Below are 14,491 nucleotides of genomic sequence, written 5' to 3'. Positions count from 1 at the left end.
GATGGCTCTTTTCAACGCCAAGTCCGCCGCCATGAATTAATCAGTGCTTCCCTACCGCTTCCTGCCTTTCTTCTCGCCGCCGGCGAACAGCTCGATCTTCTTGGTCGGGCCCGACACGATCAACAGGTCGCCCGGCAGGATGCGGGTCTCTCCCAGCGCATGCTGGAAGTCTTCGTTGAGCCGTTCCACGCCCACCACCGTGACGCCAAAGCGCGCGCGCACGTGCGACTCGGCCAGCGTGAGGTTGTGCGTCTCGGCCGGCGCATTGATCTTCGCGATCGCAAATCCGTCCTCGAACTCGATGAAATCCATCAGCCGCCCGGTGATCAGGTGGGCCACGCGCGCGCCCATGTCCGCCTCGGGGTAGACCACGTGATGGGCGCCGATGCGCTGCGCGATCTGGCCGTGCTCGGGTGTCATCGCCTTGACCCAGATATCCTTGATGCCCAGTTCGGACAGCACCATCAGCGTCATCAGGCTGGCGGCGAGATCCGAGCCGATGGCGACGATGGCGTGCGAAAAGTCAGCCACGCCCAGCTGCAGCATCACGTTCTCGTTGGTCGAATCGGCCTGCACGGCGTGCGTGAGCCGCTCGCTCCAGAGCTGCACCAGCTCTTCCTTGCGGTCGATGCCCATGACGTCGTGCCCCAGGCGCATCAGCGATTGCGCCACCGCGCCACCGAAGCGGCCAAGGCCGATGACGACGACGCTGTCGCCCGACGAAAAGGCGAACTGTTCTGTGAAAATTCTACCCAACAATTGGATGGTCCTCCGGATAACGATACGGCATGCGCCGCTTGCCCAGGACGAGCGAGGTCGCGAGGGTGATCGTGCCGACCCTGCCGATGAACATGAGTAATGCCAGCACCACTTGGCCCGAGGCCGGGAGCTGGGCCGTGATGCCGGTGGACAGGCCGGCGCTGCCAAAAGCGGCGATGACTTCAAAGATAATCTGATCGGTCGGGAAATGCGAGATCCGCAGCAGCGCCAGTGTGCCCAGCGCCACGATCACGCTGCCCAGTACCAGCACGGTAACCGCCTGGCGCTGCGCCGCCATCCCGACCCGGCGGCCGAAGGCCTCGGTATCGGACTGGCCGCGCGCTTCGGCCACGACGAGCAGGACCAGGATCATGACGGTGGCCACCTTGACGCCGCCCGCCGTGCCTGCGCTGCCGCCGCCGATGAACATCAGCAGATAGTGCAGCGCCCAGGTCTCGGGCGTCAGCGCGCTGTAGTCGACGGTGTTGAAGCCCGCCGTGCGCGATGCCACCGAAATGAACATGCTGTTGAGCAGCTTGTCGGGCGTTGACAGGGCGCCCAGCGTGGCAGCGTTGTTCCACTCGAACAGCAGCACCGTGGCGAACCCGCCCACCAGCAACATCAGCGTCCCGGTGAGGGTGAGCTTGGTGTGCAGCGACCAGTGGCGCGGATCGCGCAAGCGGTGGCGCAGGTCGTGCAGCACCGGGAAACCAATCCCGCCGACCACGATGGCGATCATGATCGGCAGCAGCACCAGCGCATCGCTCGCATAGCGGGTGAGGCTGTCGGCATGCAGTGAAAAGCCGGCGTTGTTGAATGCCGAGACGGCATGGAAGAGGGCGCTCCACGCCGCATCGCCCCACGCCAGATCGTGCCCGGCGCGCAGCCGCACGAACAGGATGGCGGCGATCACGAGCTGCAGCAGCACCGACACGGTCAGCACGACCCGGGCCACGCTCGCGATGTCGCCCATGCCCAGCGAGCGCGTTTCGGTCTGCGCGATCAGGCGCGTGCGCAGACGCGACGAGCGATTCACCATCAGGCCGAGCAGCGTGGCGGCCGTCATCATGCCAAAGCCGCCCAGCTGGAACAGCACCATGATCGACGCCTGGCCGAACCCCGACCAGTAAGTACCTGTATCGACCACGGCCATGCCGCTGACGCACACGGCCGATACGGCCGTGAAGAACGCCACCATGAACGGCGCGCCATGGCCGCTGGCGCTGGCCAGCGGCAGCATCAACAGCAGCGTGCCGGCCAGGATCGCGCCTGCAAACAGCAGGACGACGACCCTGGCCGGATGCAGGATGGTGGTCATGCCGCCCGGGCTGGCCCGGTATCCGTGGTGCCGTCATCGAAATCCATGGTGTCCGGATCGGTATCGCCTTCGGCTGGCGCGCCTAACAGCTTGAGCCAGACGAAGCCCAGGATGCCCGCCGTCAGCGACGCCGCCAGAATCGCCATCTTCGATGCGTTGATGATCTCGGCCTCACCGACAAACGCCAGGTTGGTGATGAAGATCGACATCGTGAAGCCGATCCCGCCCAGCAGACCGGCGCCGATCACGTGGCGCCATGCCAGGTCGAGCGGCAGGCGGCACACGCCGAGCGTTACGGCGGCAAAGGTAAACAGGAAGATGCCCACCGGCTTGCCGGCGACCAGGCCGGCGATGATGCCCATGCTGTTCGACGACATCAGTTCGCCGGCCCAACCGGCGCCGATCACGATGCCGGTATTGGCCAGCGCAAAGATCGGCAGGATCAGGAAAGCGACCGGCGTGTGCAGCACGTGCTCCATCCGGTGCGCCGGCGACGCGGGATCGTCCTGCGTGTGCGAATACGGAATGGTGAAGGCCAGCAGCACGCCGGCAATCGTCGCGTGCACGCCCGACATGAGCATCAGGAACCACATCACCGCGCCGCCCAGCAGGTAGGGCCACAATGCCAGCACCCGCAGGCGGCGATTCATCAGGAACAAGGCGACGAACATGGCCAGCGCGCCGACCAGATAGCCGACCTTGAGCTCGGCCGTATAGAACACGGCGATGACGATGATGGCGGCCAGGTCATCCATGACGGCCAGCGCGGTCAGAAAAATCTTGAGCGACGCCGGCACGCGGCTGCCCAAGAGGGCCAGCACGCCCAGCGCGAACGCGATGTCGGTGGCCATCGGGATGCCCATGCCCGGCTGGGTGTGGGTGCCGCCATTGAGCGAAAAGTGGATCAGCGCCGGCACCGCCACGCCACCCGCTGCGGCAATGATCGGCAGCAGCGCATTGCGCAGGTCAGACAGTTCGCCATTGTTCAGTTCGCGCTGCAGTTCCAGGCCAATCAGGAAGAAGAAGATGGCCATCAATGCGTCGTTAATCCACAGTTCGATGCTCAGGCCGGCCAGGTTGATCTGCCAGAACGCCAGGTAGGGCGCACCCCAGGGTGAATTGGCGACCATCAGCGACAGGATGGTGCACAGGATCAGAACCGTGCCGCCCGCCTTGCCGGACGCTGCGAATTCCTTGAACGTGTTCGATAGACGCTTTTCAATGCGCATGGTGGTTCTCCAAAAGTGCTTGGGCGTCATCTGGCAACCCCCGTGTGGAATGAGGCGGCGCAGCTGCTGCCGGGGCGCTTGTGTGAGCAGGATGTGCGGTGATACGGCCATGACGGCCGGTCGTGTGATGGACAGCGGATGTTGGCCCGTAAGCCTGGTAAGAATGCAGGTGCATGGTGGTCGCGTCGTGGCCCGCGTGGCGGCCCGACCAGCGCAAATCCTGTCATGCCTGGCGGCATGAACACCCTGGTCGGATTATAACGTAATTAATTGACATGCCGCCCACGCCACGGCGCGGGCGGCGTGTCATGGCGTACGCTCTGGCGGTTCGCCCGGGCTCGCCGGGTGAACGGGGCGCGGCGGCAACTGGATCGTCGCGAGCGCGCTGTACAGCGGCGGCGTGAGCACGCGCGAGACGGTACTGGCGACGACCGCGCAGGCCATCAGACTGAGCACCATGCTGTGGCCATCGACCATTTCCATGACGATGATGAAGGCCGTCAGCGGCGCCTGCGTGGCGGCCGCCAGAAAGCCCACCATGCCCAGCGCAATCAGCGCGGCGCTGTACGGGTAACCGGTGAGCGAGGCGATATTCTGGCCCATGGCCGCGCCAATGGACAGCGATGGCGCAAAGATACCGGCCGGCACGCCCGACCAGGCGGTGAGCCAGGTTGCAACAAACTTGAAGAGCGCAAACGCCGCCGGCACGTTGGCTTCGTTTTCCAGCAGGCTGCGCGTGGCTTCGTTGCCGCTGCCGTAGGTCGCTCCACCGCTGAGTACGCCAATGACCGCGATCAGGAAACCGCAGCCCAGTGCGAAGCGCACCGGATAACGGGCGCGCCAGCGCGTGGGCAGGTCGGGCGAGACGCCCCGCAGGCTGGCGATCAGCACGCGCGCGAACAGGCCGCCGGCAAAGCCGCACACGACGGCGGCGAGCAAGCCCGGCCACAGCAGCGACAATCCGATCGGCCCCGGATGGATGACGCCGAAGTGCGGGCCATTGCCATGGACGGACACGGCGATCAGACCGGCCAGCACGATCGCCGCGACGATCAGACCGCTGTTGCGCTGTTCGGGCGCGCGCGACAATTCTTCGATCGCGAACATGATCCCCGCCAGCGGCGTGTTGAACGCGGCCGCAATCCCCGCCGCGCCACCCGCCACCAGCAGCGAATGGGCGCTGATGCCGCTGCCGCGCGGCAGCCAGCGGCGCGCCGCGAGCATCACGCCGGCAGCGATCTGGACCGATGGGCCTTCACGCCCGAGCGACAGGCCACCCAGCAAACCTGCCGAGGTCAGGCCAATCTTGGCGAAGCTGATTTTCAACGACACGAGCAGGGGCCGCCGGCCGCCTGAAATAGCCGGGTCGAGGGCCGCCATCACTTGCGGAATGCCGGAGCCGCCCGCGCCACGCACGAAGCGCCGGGTGACCCAGACGATGGCGGCGCACAGCAGCGGCGTCCAGATCAGGGGCACCCACCAGGCGAAATCGGCGATCTTGTTGAACTGGGCGAATGCCGATTCGGCCAGCCAGGTGAATGCCACAACAACGAGGCCGGCGATGGAGGCCGTGCCGACGACGACGATGCGGGTGCGCCAGAGATTGGCAGAAATGAGTTCGCGTTTGAAAGCGGAGCGTACGTCGTGCGGAGAGGGGTCGTGGGACATGGTGGGCTCGAGGGGACGAGGCCGTATTATATAGATTTGTGCGAATGTATTTGCGCCCACACTGTTGTAATGACACAAATATGGAAGGAAATGTGCACGCACTGCTGGTCAGGCGGTTACGGACAGTTACATGCCAACAAGGCCGGTATGGCCTGCCAGGGCGGTTACGGTTCTATACTCGGGGCCATGATCAGCGATTCCATTGCGCGCAACCGCCTGGGCCTCGGTGCGCGACCGGACGACAAGCCCGTCACCGATCCACAACGCTGGTTGCTGGCGCAGCTCGATGCGTACGAGCCGTTGCCGGCGCCATGGCGTTCCATCGAGCGCACCCCGATGCGCGTGGCGCAGTGGACTGAGCAGCAAGCCGCCATCCGCAGCGCCCCCGAGGCGCAGCGTGCGAGCGTCCGTGCAGACTACCAGCGCGCGGGCAGGGCAGCCTATCTGGCCGGCGTGGAGGCGCGCACCAACAGTGCCCTTCAGAGCAACACGCCGTTCGTCGAGCGCCTGACCCACTTCTGGGCCAACCATTTTGCGATCTCTGTTGAAAAAGTCCCGGTTCTTGGCTTTTCTGCCAGCTATGAGGCCGATGCCATCCGGCCCCACGTGCTGGGCCGGTTCGAGGATCTGCTGCTCGCGACCGTGCGCCATCCCGCCATGCTGTTGTATCTCGACCAGTCCGTTTCGACGGGGCCGGATAGCGTCGCCGCGCGCCGCGCCAGTGCGAAAGCGCCGGATCGGCCAGCGCGCGGCTTGAACGAGAACCTGGCACGCGAAATTCTCGAACTGCACACGCTGGGTGTGCGAAGCGGCTACACCCAGGCCGACGTGGTGGAATTTGCCCGCGCGCTGACCGGCTGGACGCTGCCCGGCCCGCAGTCGCCTGAGGACGCCGCGCAAACCTTCCGGTTCCAGGCGAACCAGCATGAGCCGGGCGTGCGCACGGTGCTTGGCCGCAGCTATGCCGACGATGGCGAGCAGCAGGCAACCGCCATCCTGCGCGATCTGGCCAGGGCGCCAGCGACCGCCAGCCATATCGCCACCAAGCTGGTCCGCCACTTCATCACCGACGATCCACCGCCGGCGTTGGTCAAGCGGCTCGCCGACAAGTTTCTGCAGAGCGGCGGCGACCTGACGGCCCTGTACCGCGAACTGGTGAGCGCAGCAGATGCAGCGCAGCCAATGGCCGCCAAGTTCAAGTCACCCTGGGACTGGACGCTGTCCAGCCTGCGCGCGATGGGCGTGCAGACGGTGCCTGCAGCGCGCATCCAGTTTTTGCTGGGCCGGCTCGGGCAGCCTGTCTGGCGACCCGGTTCGCCAGCGGGCTACGGCGATGTGACGGCCACCTGGGCGGCCCCGGATGCGCTGCTGCGCCGGGTAGAAATTGCACAGCGACTCGCCACGGAGTTTGGCAGCAAGATCGATGCGCGCGCCCTGGCGCCACGCGTGCTGCCGACTACCTTGAACCAGGCGACCGCCACCGCAATTGCACAGGCAGAAAGCCCCGCCAATGCCCTCGCGTTGCTGCTGGCGTCGCCCGAATTCCTGAGAAGGTAAAACATGCTCAACCGACGTGGTTTTATTTCCAGCGCAGCAGCATTGCTCGCCGCGCCCCGGATCGCATTTGCAGGCGCCGAGACCGACCGCCGATTCGTGTTCATCATCCAGCGCGGCGCTGCCGACGGCCTGCACACGCTGATTCCCTATGCCGACCCGGCCTATGCACGACTGCGTGGGGCGCTCGCCATCGATCCCACCGAAGCGTTGAAGCTGGACGGCACCTTTGCGCTGCACCCGTCGCTGACCGGCATTGCCGGGCTGTACAAGGCGGGGCAGGCCAGCCTGTTCCACGCGGTGGCGTCCCCCTACCGCGAGCGCTCGCACTTCGACGCGCAGAATGTCCTTGAAACCGGCGGCAAGGCGCCGTTCGACGTCAAGGACGGCTGGATGAACCGCCTGGCCGGCATGCTGCCACGGCGCAGCAATCAGGCCATCGCGTTTGCGCCCACATTGCCGCTGGCGCTGCGGGGCGCCATCGATGTCGTGTCGTACGCACCATCCGGCCTGCCGCATGCCAACGACGATCTGCTGCTGCGCGTGCAGAAGCTGTATGAAGGCGATGCCCAGTTGAGCAGCCTCTGGTCGACGGCGCTCAAGTCACAGGGCATTGCCGGTGCGGCCGCGGGCGCCAAGGGCCAGCAGTCTTCGGTCGAACTGGGCAAGATTGCTGCAGGGTTTCTGGCGCGCGCGGATGGCCCCCGGATCGCCATGATCGAAACCAATGGCTGGGATACGCACAGTGCGCAAAAAGGGCGCATGGCCACGCAGCTGAACAATCTGGATGACCTGATCGGCGGGCTGCAGCAGGGGCTTGGCGATACATGGAGCCAGACAACGATTCTCGTTGCCACCGAGTTCGGGCGCACTGTCGCGGCCAATGGTACGGGCGGGACGGATCACGGGACGGCGTCAGCTGCGATGCTGATTGGCGGTGCGGTCAAGGGTGGAAAGGTCATTGCCGACTGGCCCGGACTCGCACCCGGTGACTTGCTTGATAACCGCGATCTCAGGCCGACGCTCGGTCTGGACATGCTGGTGGCGCATGCCTGCGCCGAAGCGTTTCAGCTGGATCCGGAGCGCACGGCGCGCGTCTTGTTTCCCGGTTCGCAGCCGGGAAAGTCAACGACGCGCCTGCTACGCGGCTGATGGCTGCAAGAGCGGCTTATCAGCCCTGTTGCTTTGGCGTATCCGTGCCGCCATCCGATGCTTCGCCATCCGGCTCGCCTGGCGCCTTGGGGCGCGAGCCACCTGGAACGTCACCGGTTGCCTGCCCATGGCTCGCCTGCGGCGCGCCTGCCGGACCGACGTTGCTCTCTGGTGACGCTTTGGCGAAATTGCTGTTGATGCCCGACTGGCTGGTGCCCTTGACCGGATGACCGATGCTCGAATCGCCGTCGGCATCGTTCGCCACGAAGCCGGCATAGGCATCCGGGCCGCCGTCGCGCAGGCCGGTGTCTTTCGGATCGTTGGTATTGTCGTTGTTCATGCTGTTCTCCTGGATGCGTTGGTATGAACAACAGGTGGGTGTGCATGCCACGCTTCCCAATAGGAGGGGGGAGCGTCACGACGTAGGACTGATCGCTCAGCGGCCGGTAACAAACTTCGGCGACGGCCGCACGACATGCAACGGCGGTGCCAGTGCAATCACCTGATCGCGGCCGGCCGACTTGGCGGCGTACAGCGCCGAGTCGGCGCGCGCCAGTGTGGTCTTGAACGGTTCCCCGTCCAGTGTGACGGTCGCGCCGATGCTCAGCGTGAGCTGGCGTTGCGCAGCCGGCATCGTGCTGGTGGCCTCGCGCAGCGCTGCAGCCAGCGCCTTGCCCACGGCGCTCGCGCGCGCCAGGTCGGCGCCCGGCAGCAGCACCGCGAATTCATCGCCGCCCAGGCGCGCGATGCAATCGATGGCGCGCAGCGTGTCGCGCGCGCGGGTGGCCACCAGTTGCAACGCGATGTCGCCTGCTTCGTGGCCGGCGCTGTCATTGATCGCCTTGAAATGGTCGAGGTCGATCAGCATCAGGGCCAGTGGCTGGCGCCGGTGGGTGGCGCGTGTCGCCTCGCGTTCGGCGATCTCAAAAAACGCCTTGCGCGACCAGGCGCCGGTCAGGTGGTCGTGGTTGGCGATGTACTCGGCCTGGTGCACGATGTGGCGGTGCAGGGTCAACAGGCCCCCGAGGGTCAGCGCCGGCAATGCCAGCGCGGCAACGGTCAGGATCGCCAGGCTGGCAGTGCTGGGTTGCAGCAGCGACGTCGGTGGATCGGGTGCCACCAGCAGCCAGAGCATGCGCACGCCGTGCCCGCCGGCGACCAGTACGCACATGAGCAGCACGAAGCGCTGTACATGCTGCTGTCCCGGTCCTTGCAGGTGCAACTGGCCATGCAGGCGTCGCTGGTGCTCGCCGCGCCCGGCCAGCACGCTGTGCGCAATGTCGATGCAGATGCCGGCCTGGAACAGCGAGACGACGGCGCTGCGCAGCGTGAACGAGTCGAACCAGTCGTGAAACAGCACGGTCAGAAGGCCGACTGCACCGACCAGCACCGCCAGCACCTTGACATGCGCCTGGCGTCCCGACAGCTGGCGATAGCCGGCGGCCAGGGCAGCGCCGGCGCCGGAATAGGCCATGTTTGCCACTTCGTAGCCCAGCAGGGTCGGCAATTCGCGACCGAAGGCATACAGCAGGTTACCAAGCAGCCCCAGCAGCGCGCCCCAGCGCATCGCGCGCATGCCACTGAGCGATTGTGAGCCGGCCGACCCCAGCGCAAGATAGACAAGAAAGCAAAGCAGGGACGCGATCAGGAAAATCTGCTGGGTGGCGAGCATGGCGAACGGGCCTGGCGCAGTGGGATGCGCAGTGATGGACAAAGAGGGGGCAAACCGAACCGAGCCGGTATTATGCCGTCGATGTATCCAGGCCGGGCGCTTATTTGGCGCCGTTGTTCAATTACTTTTTTTTAACGTGGCGAGCCGCAGAGGTGGTTTTGCCCGCGACGGCGCTTACCCGATGACGTAGCGTTTGGAGACGCCCACGCCCATGGTCTGGCCACTGGCGCCATAGATGGTGCCGGTCGGTGCGTTGGTCGGAGTGCGCAGGGCGTTGAGCACGCCCTGGTTGTGCGCCAGCTGCTTGTTGATCAGCATGCCATTGACGCGGTTGAGTTCTTTGGCTTCGCGCGCAGCGTCGAGCATGCGCTCCCATTGTTGCCGTACGTTGCCGTCGTCATTGACGGCCAGCCAGGGTTCCATGCCCGCTTCCGATGCATCGCAGCCCGCCGCTGCCAGCGCTGCGTGGCGCCGTTGCGACAGCGAGGCCAGGTCGGCCAGCATTGCATTCTTGCGTGAGGTCAGCGCCGCCAGCGTGTCGGCATCGAGCGATACCAGGGATTGCTGTTCCTGCTTCATCAGCGCCAGAAGGGCGGTGAGGTGATCGTGTTCGGCGGCGATGGTCTGGAACGGGCTGTTGGTCATGGTTTAGCGTTGTCTCGAATGGAGCAAGTCGCGTACGGTGTCTAGCAAGCCGTCAGCCACTTTCTCGGAGTTGACTTGGAACTGGCCATCGGCGATGGCCATCTTGATACGTTCTACTTTCTTGGCGTCGAATACGGCCGCGCCGCCACCGATGCTGCTGGCCATGGCCTGGCCCTGCGGGGACAGGCGCACGCTGTCGGTTTGCGCCCCGGTCAGGGGCGCGGTCGTTGCTGCCTTGTCGGCACCACGCGCGTTGTTCGTCTGCGTGGTGGCGGGTTGAAGGCCTGGGTTGCTCTTGAGTGTGTCGTTGATTTTCACGGCTTCATCCTTCTCGGTGCGCGGAGCACAAGCTCCGGGATCTGCTTGTTGTAACGGCTGTGCCTTTACAAACTTTAGCAATCATCACCGATTCAGCGAAGGAGAAATTACAATTATTTATAAAACGATCTCCACAGTGCCACCATCGCGCGCCGTGCCACTGATGATCCGGCCGGCCGTCGTGCGTACCTGCACGATCTGGCCATCGCTGGCATTGTTAATGGCCTTGCCTTCGCTGCTTACCGAAAAGTTCGATCCACGCGATACCAGTCGTACCGCCTGGCCCTGCTTGATGACGGCCTGACTGCGCAAGGCATCCACGCGCAGTGCAGTGCCGGCAGGCAGCGACACCGTGGGCGTACGGCCCAGCGCCTGCGCCATATCGGTGATGATGCCATTGGGCATCGCGGCGATATCGCCCTTCACCATCACCAGCTGACCCGGCACCAGCGGCTGGCCCTGGGCCAGCGGCACGCCGGCGGCAACATACTCGGCCACGACACTGACCTGGGCCTGCACATACATCGTCCACGCCGGCGCCGTGCAGCGCACGCCCACGGTCGTCTTGCCCCAGGGGCGGGCACCCGGTTGCTGGAATGCCTCCGGCGCCGGACAGGCTGGCAGGCTCAAGCGTTGGTCGATACTGCCGACCTGCACGCTGACCTTGCCCGGCAAGCCGGCGCTCTGGGTAGCCAGGAACTGCTGCACCATGGCGCGCACGGCCTCAGGTTGCTGGCGGCTGTTCGCCCCCTGCTGGGCCTGCGCAACACTATGTACAAGTGCCAGCAGCGAAAAAGCGACAAGTTTTGCTGTCATGGTTGGGCGGTCGACCAGAGATTCGGGAATGCTGCTATCTTAGGTCTAATGATTCCGTAGTGAAACTTTGAATAGCGGGGGGAATGTTGGCTCTTCTCCGTCGATTGGTGTAGCGAACCGAACCGTATGATCGCTTCTGTCCCAACAAAGCACAGCCCGGAGGCGGCATGATCGGCAAACTCGACGAGTACATGCGTTTTAATGAAACGGCATTGTCCCTGCGCTCACAGCGCCAGGAGCTGCTGGCGTCCAATATCGCCAATGCCGATACCCCGAACTACAAGGCGCGCGACATCGATTTCGCGGCAGCGTTGCAGGGGGCAATGGCAGGCGCCAGGCCGGGCGGTGCGATGAACACCACCAGCGCGAACCATATGGCACGCGGCGTTGCCACCGGCGACACGCTGGCCAATGGCACGCCGGTGCAGTACCGCGGCGTGGTGCAGGGCAGCGTCGACGGCAACACGGTCGACATGGACGTCGAGCGCAACCAGTTCGCCGACAACGCGCTGCGCTACGAGGCCGGGATCAACATGATCAACAGCCAGATCAAGGGCCTCCTGAGCGCGATCCAGGGCCAATAAGGAAACTTGCCATGTCGCTATTTAATATCTTTAACGTGTCCGGTTCGGCCATGAGTGCGCAGGCGCAGCGCCTGAACACGGTGGCCAGCAACCTGGCCAATGCCGACAGCGCCACGTCGCCGTCGGGCGAAGCCTACCGCGCCAAGTCGGTCGTGTTCGAGTCGGTGCCCACCGCCTCGGGCGCCACCGGCGTGCGCGTGCGCGAAGTGGTCGAAGACCCGTCGCCGCTCAAGCAGATGTACGACCCCAAGCATCCGATGGCCGACGACAAGGGCTATGTATCGATGCCTAACGTGAACGTGGTCGACGAGATGGTCAATATGCTGTCGGCCTCGCGCTCGTACCAGACCAACGTCGAAACCATGAATGCAGCCAAGACCATGCTGCTCAAGACCCTGACCATCGGCCAATAAGCCGCCAAGAACCGACACCATGACCAGCCCAATTGCCAGCACCAGCGCGACCGCCAATATCTCGAGTCTTCAGACGGCCATGAACGCCAAGGCGGCTGCCGCCACCGATAGCGTCCAGGCCGACACCGACAAGTTCATGACCCTGCTCGTGACCCAGTTGAAGAACCAGGATCCAATGAATCCGATGGACAATGCTCAGATGACGAGCCAGCTGGCCCAGCTGCAGACCGTCACCGGCGTGAACAAGCTCAACACCACCCTGGAGTCGCTCAAGGCCAGTTACCAGTCGAGCGAATCGCTGTCGGCAACGAACCTGATCGGGCACGGCGTGCTGGTCGAGGGCGACGGCATCCTTCTGTCGAAGGGCCAGGCGATCATGGGCGTCGAGCTGGAAACGCCGGCTGACAAGGTGCAGGTCGTCATCGTCGACAAGGCCACGGGCAAGGACGTGGCGGCGATCGACCTGGGCGAGCAGAAAGCCGGCATTGTGCCGGTCGCGTGGGATGGCATTGCCGACCCGAACAACCTGGGCGCCGACGGCAAGCCGGTCGTGCTGTCCGATGGGAGCTATACCTTCCGCGTGGTCGCGTCGCGCGGCGGAGAGGAGCTCAAGGACGTCAAGACCCTGTCATTCGACAGCGTGGCCAGCGTCACGACGAATGGCAAGGATGGCGTCAAGCTGAACCTGCCGGGCAAGGGCGCTGTCGCCCTGGCCGATATCAAACAAGTGCTGTAAGCCGAGCCGCTTACTCTCTCACCTTTACTGGAGCATCACCATGTCTTTCCAACAAGGCTTGAGCGGCTTGAACGCTGCTGCCAAATCGCTGGACGTTATCGGTAACAATATTGCCAACGCCAACACGGTCGGCTTCAAGGGCTCGACCGCCCAGTTCGCCGACGTCTACGCCAGCGCGCTCAACGGCGCCGGCGGCATCACGGCCGGCATCGGCGTGAAAACCGCTGCCATTGCCCAGCAGTTTACGCAAGGTAACGTCGAAGCCTCCAGCAATCCGCTCGACATCGCCATCAACGGCGGTGGCTTTTTCCGTATCGAGCAGGCCGGCATGACGCAATATTCGCGCAACGGCCAGTTCTCGCTCGACAAGGATGGCTTCATCGTCAATGCCCAGGGCGCGAAACTGACCGGCAACGGCATCGGTGCCAATGGCCAGTTGGCCGTTGGTGCGGCCGTGCCCCTGCGGATCGACCCGGCAGACCAGCCGCCGAAAGTCACCTCGGCCATCCAGATCCAGCTGCAGCTGGACTCGCGTGTCGAGACGCCGAAGAAAAAAGATTTCGACCCGGCCGATCCGGACACCTACAACAAGCAGGTCCCGATGACCGTGTATGACACGCTGGGCAATTCGCACACCCTGTCGACGTACTATGTGCGCTCGCCCGACGACGCGAGCGTATGGAACGTCTACGCGGCCAAGGATGGTACTGAATTCGGCACGCTGAAGGCGCTGGGGAAGACGCAGTCCGATCCTGCCTCCGTTGCTGCGCGCGCCGCTTTCGAGACCGCCAACGCCGCCGTGCCGCCAGTGCCGGCCGACATCACCGCCGCCGCCAAAGCCTATGCCCTCGCCGCCGGCGCTGCCGTGAGCGCGGAGGCAAGCAAGATTGTCCCACCTGCAACCGTGGCGCCTGTAACCGCGGCAAATCTGGCTGAAGTCCAGACCGCTGCAGACGCCGCCGCCGCGGTAAAGGGCGCCACGCCGGAACAGATCGACGCAGAGATCGCCAAGACGCTGCAGATGACGCCGGCCCTCGTCGGAACACTCACCTTCGATACCAACGGCGCATTGGGCAGCAGTATCGCCAGCCGCGTGCTGTCGACCAACATCCCGATCGTGCCCGACACCGGTGCCAAGGAAAGCATTGCGGTGACGCTCGACTTTACCGGCACCACGCAGCACGGCGCGTCCATGGCCGAGAAATTCCTGGCCCAGGATGGCTACAAGCCGGGTTCGCTGCAGCGGTTCACCACTGGGACCGATGGCACTATCGTGGGCCAGTACAGCAATGGCCAGACCAAGGCGCTGGGCCAGGTCGTGCTGGCGAAATTCACCAATCCGAACGGGCTCGAGCCGCTGGGTAACAATGCCTGGGCCGAATCGACCAACTCCGGCATTGCGCTGATGGGCACGCCGGGAACTGGTGGCATGGGCGTGCTGCAATCGTCGGCCACGGAAGCGTCGAGCGTCGATCTGACGGCCGAGCTGGTCAACATGATTACCGCCCAGCGTTCTTACCAGGCCAATGCGCAGACCATCAAGACGCAGGATTCAGTGTTACAGACGCTGGTGAACCTGCGTTAAACGCTCGCCTGATCCACACCGCTTCCCGCTTCGAGGGAAGCG

The 14,491-nt window shown here is 64.6% G+C and carries 15 protein-coding genes; 6 read left to right on the top strand and 9 right to left on the bottom strand.

Annotated elements, in window-relative coordinates; all coding sequences use genetic code 11:
* Positions 1-51: 51 nt before the first annotated feature.
* From AC56LY_RS14860 to AC56LY_RS14845, 4 genes are all read right to left on the bottom strand, one after another.
* The gene (locus tag AC56LY_RS14860) at positions 52-756 is read right to left on the bottom strand and encodes a potassium channel family protein (RefSeq protein ID WP_499580731.1); all 705 of its coding nucleotides are present in this window, start codon (positions 754-756) and stop codon (positions 52-54) included.
* Positions 749-2,077 (bottom strand): TrkH family potassium uptake protein, encoded by a 1,329-nt coding sequence (locus AC56LY_RS14855; protein ID WP_499580730.1) that lies wholly within the window; start codon positions 2,075-2,077, stop codon positions 749-751. The genes AC56LY_RS14860 and AC56LY_RS14855 overlap by 8 nt, the downstream gene beginning before the upstream one ends.
* On the bottom strand, positions 2,074-3,306 hold the full coding sequence (gene nhaA / locus AC56LY_RS14850) for a Na+/H+ antiporter NhaA (protein WP_499580728.1): 1,233 nt from the start codon (positions 3,304-3,306) through the stop codon (positions 2,074-2,076). Before nhaA ends, AC56LY_RS14855 begins: the two co-directional genes overlap by 4 nt.
* A 306-nt stretch (positions 3,307-3,612) precedes the next feature.
* Entirely contained in the window at positions 3,613-4,974 is a 1,362-nt protein-coding gene (locus AC56LY_RS14845) for a chloride channel protein (RefSeq protein WP_499580726.1), read from the bottom strand.
* Positions 4,975-5,160: 186 nt separating this feature from the next.
* Between AC56LY_RS14845 and AC56LY_RS14840 the strand changes: the two genes are divergently transcribed.
* Complete coding sequence (locus AC56LY_RS14840; protein ID WP_499580724.1) at positions 5,161-6,531, top strand: DUF1800 domain-containing protein; 1,371 nt, start codon at positions 5,161-5,163, stop codon at positions 6,529-6,531.
* A 3-nt stretch (positions 6,532-6,534) separates the two neighbouring features.
* Positions 6,535-7,680 carry a DUF1501 domain-containing protein gene (locus AC56LY_RS14835; protein WP_499580722.1) on the top strand — a complete coding sequence of 382 codons (1,146 nt, stop codon included), beginning with the start codon at positions 6,535-6,537 and terminating at the stop codon, positions 7,678-7,680.
* A 19-nt stretch (positions 7,681-7,699) separates the two neighbouring features.
* Here AC56LY_RS14835 and AC56LY_RS14830 read toward each other — a convergent pair whose 3' ends face one another.
* From AC56LY_RS14830 to flgA, 5 genes are all read right to left on the bottom strand, one after another.
* Positions 7,700-8,020 (bottom strand): hypothetical protein, encoded by a 321-nt coding sequence (locus tag AC56LY_RS14830; protein ID WP_499580721.1) that lies wholly within the window; start codon positions 8,018-8,020, stop codon positions 7,700-7,702.
* A 96-nt stretch (positions 8,021-8,116) separates the two neighbouring features.
* Positions 8,117-9,352 (bottom strand): GGDEF domain-containing protein, encoded by a 1,236-nt coding sequence (locus AC56LY_RS14825; protein WP_499580719.1) that lies wholly within the window; start codon positions 9,350-9,352, stop codon positions 8,117-8,119.
* 174 nt (positions 9,353-9,526) lie between these two features.
* On the bottom strand, positions 9,527-9,997 hold the full coding sequence (locus tag AC56LY_RS14820) for a flagella synthesis protein FlgN (RefSeq protein WP_499580717.1): 471 nt from the start codon (positions 9,995-9,997) through the stop codon (positions 9,527-9,529).
* 3 nt (positions 9,998-10,000) lie between these two features.
* Positions 10,001-10,315: a flagellar biosynthesis anti-sigma factor FlgM gene (gene flgM / locus AC56LY_RS14815; RefSeq protein WP_482899823.1), complete on the bottom strand. Its 315-nt coding sequence runs from the start codon at positions 10,313-10,315 to the stop codon at positions 10,001-10,003.
* Positions 10,316-10,432: 117 nt separating this feature from the next.
* Positions 10,433-11,131, bottom strand: a complete 699-nt coding sequence (flgA, locus tag AC56LY_RS14810; RefSeq protein ID WP_499580716.1) for a flagellar basal body P-ring formation chaperone FlgA — start codon at positions 11,129-11,131, stop codon at positions 10,433-10,435.
* A 167-nt stretch (positions 11,132-11,298) separates the two neighbouring features.
* Between flgA and flgB the strand changes: the two genes are divergently transcribed.
* Genes flgB through AC56LY_RS14790 form a run of 4 tightly spaced genes read left to right on the top strand, consistent with a single transcriptional unit; the run spans position 11,299 to position 14,449 of the window.
* A complete protein-coding gene (flgB, locus tag AC56LY_RS14805) occupies positions 11,299-11,715 on the top strand; it encodes a flagellar basal body rod protein FlgB (RefSeq protein ID WP_499580715.1) in 417 nt (138 codons plus the stop codon).
* A gap of 11 nt (positions 11,716-11,726) precedes the next feature.
* Positions 11,727-12,128, top strand: coding sequence for a flagellar basal body rod protein FlgC (flgC, locus tag AC56LY_RS14800; RefSeq protein ID WP_343027988.1), 402 nt, complete (start codon positions 11,727-11,729; stop codon positions 12,126-12,128).
* A 19-nt stretch (positions 12,129-12,147) separates the two neighbouring features.
* Positions 12,148-12,864 carry a flagellar hook assembly protein FlgD gene (locus tag AC56LY_RS14795; protein ID WP_499580714.1) on the top strand — a complete coding sequence of 239 codons (717 nt, stop codon included), beginning with the start codon at positions 12,148-12,150 and terminating at the stop codon, positions 12,862-12,864.
* Between the two features lie 40 nt (positions 12,865-12,904).
* Complete coding sequence (locus AC56LY_RS14790; RefSeq protein ID WP_499580712.1) at positions 12,905-14,449, top strand: flagellar hook protein FlgE; 1,545 nt, start codon at positions 12,905-12,907, stop codon at positions 14,447-14,449.
* Positions 14,450-14,491: the final 42 nt, after the last annotated feature.

It is taken from the genome of Telluria sp. ZT3P25 (assembly GCF_059685895.1).
Note: the sequence above shows the minus strand (reverse complement) of the source record. Positions and strands in the feature narration are given on the sequence as shown.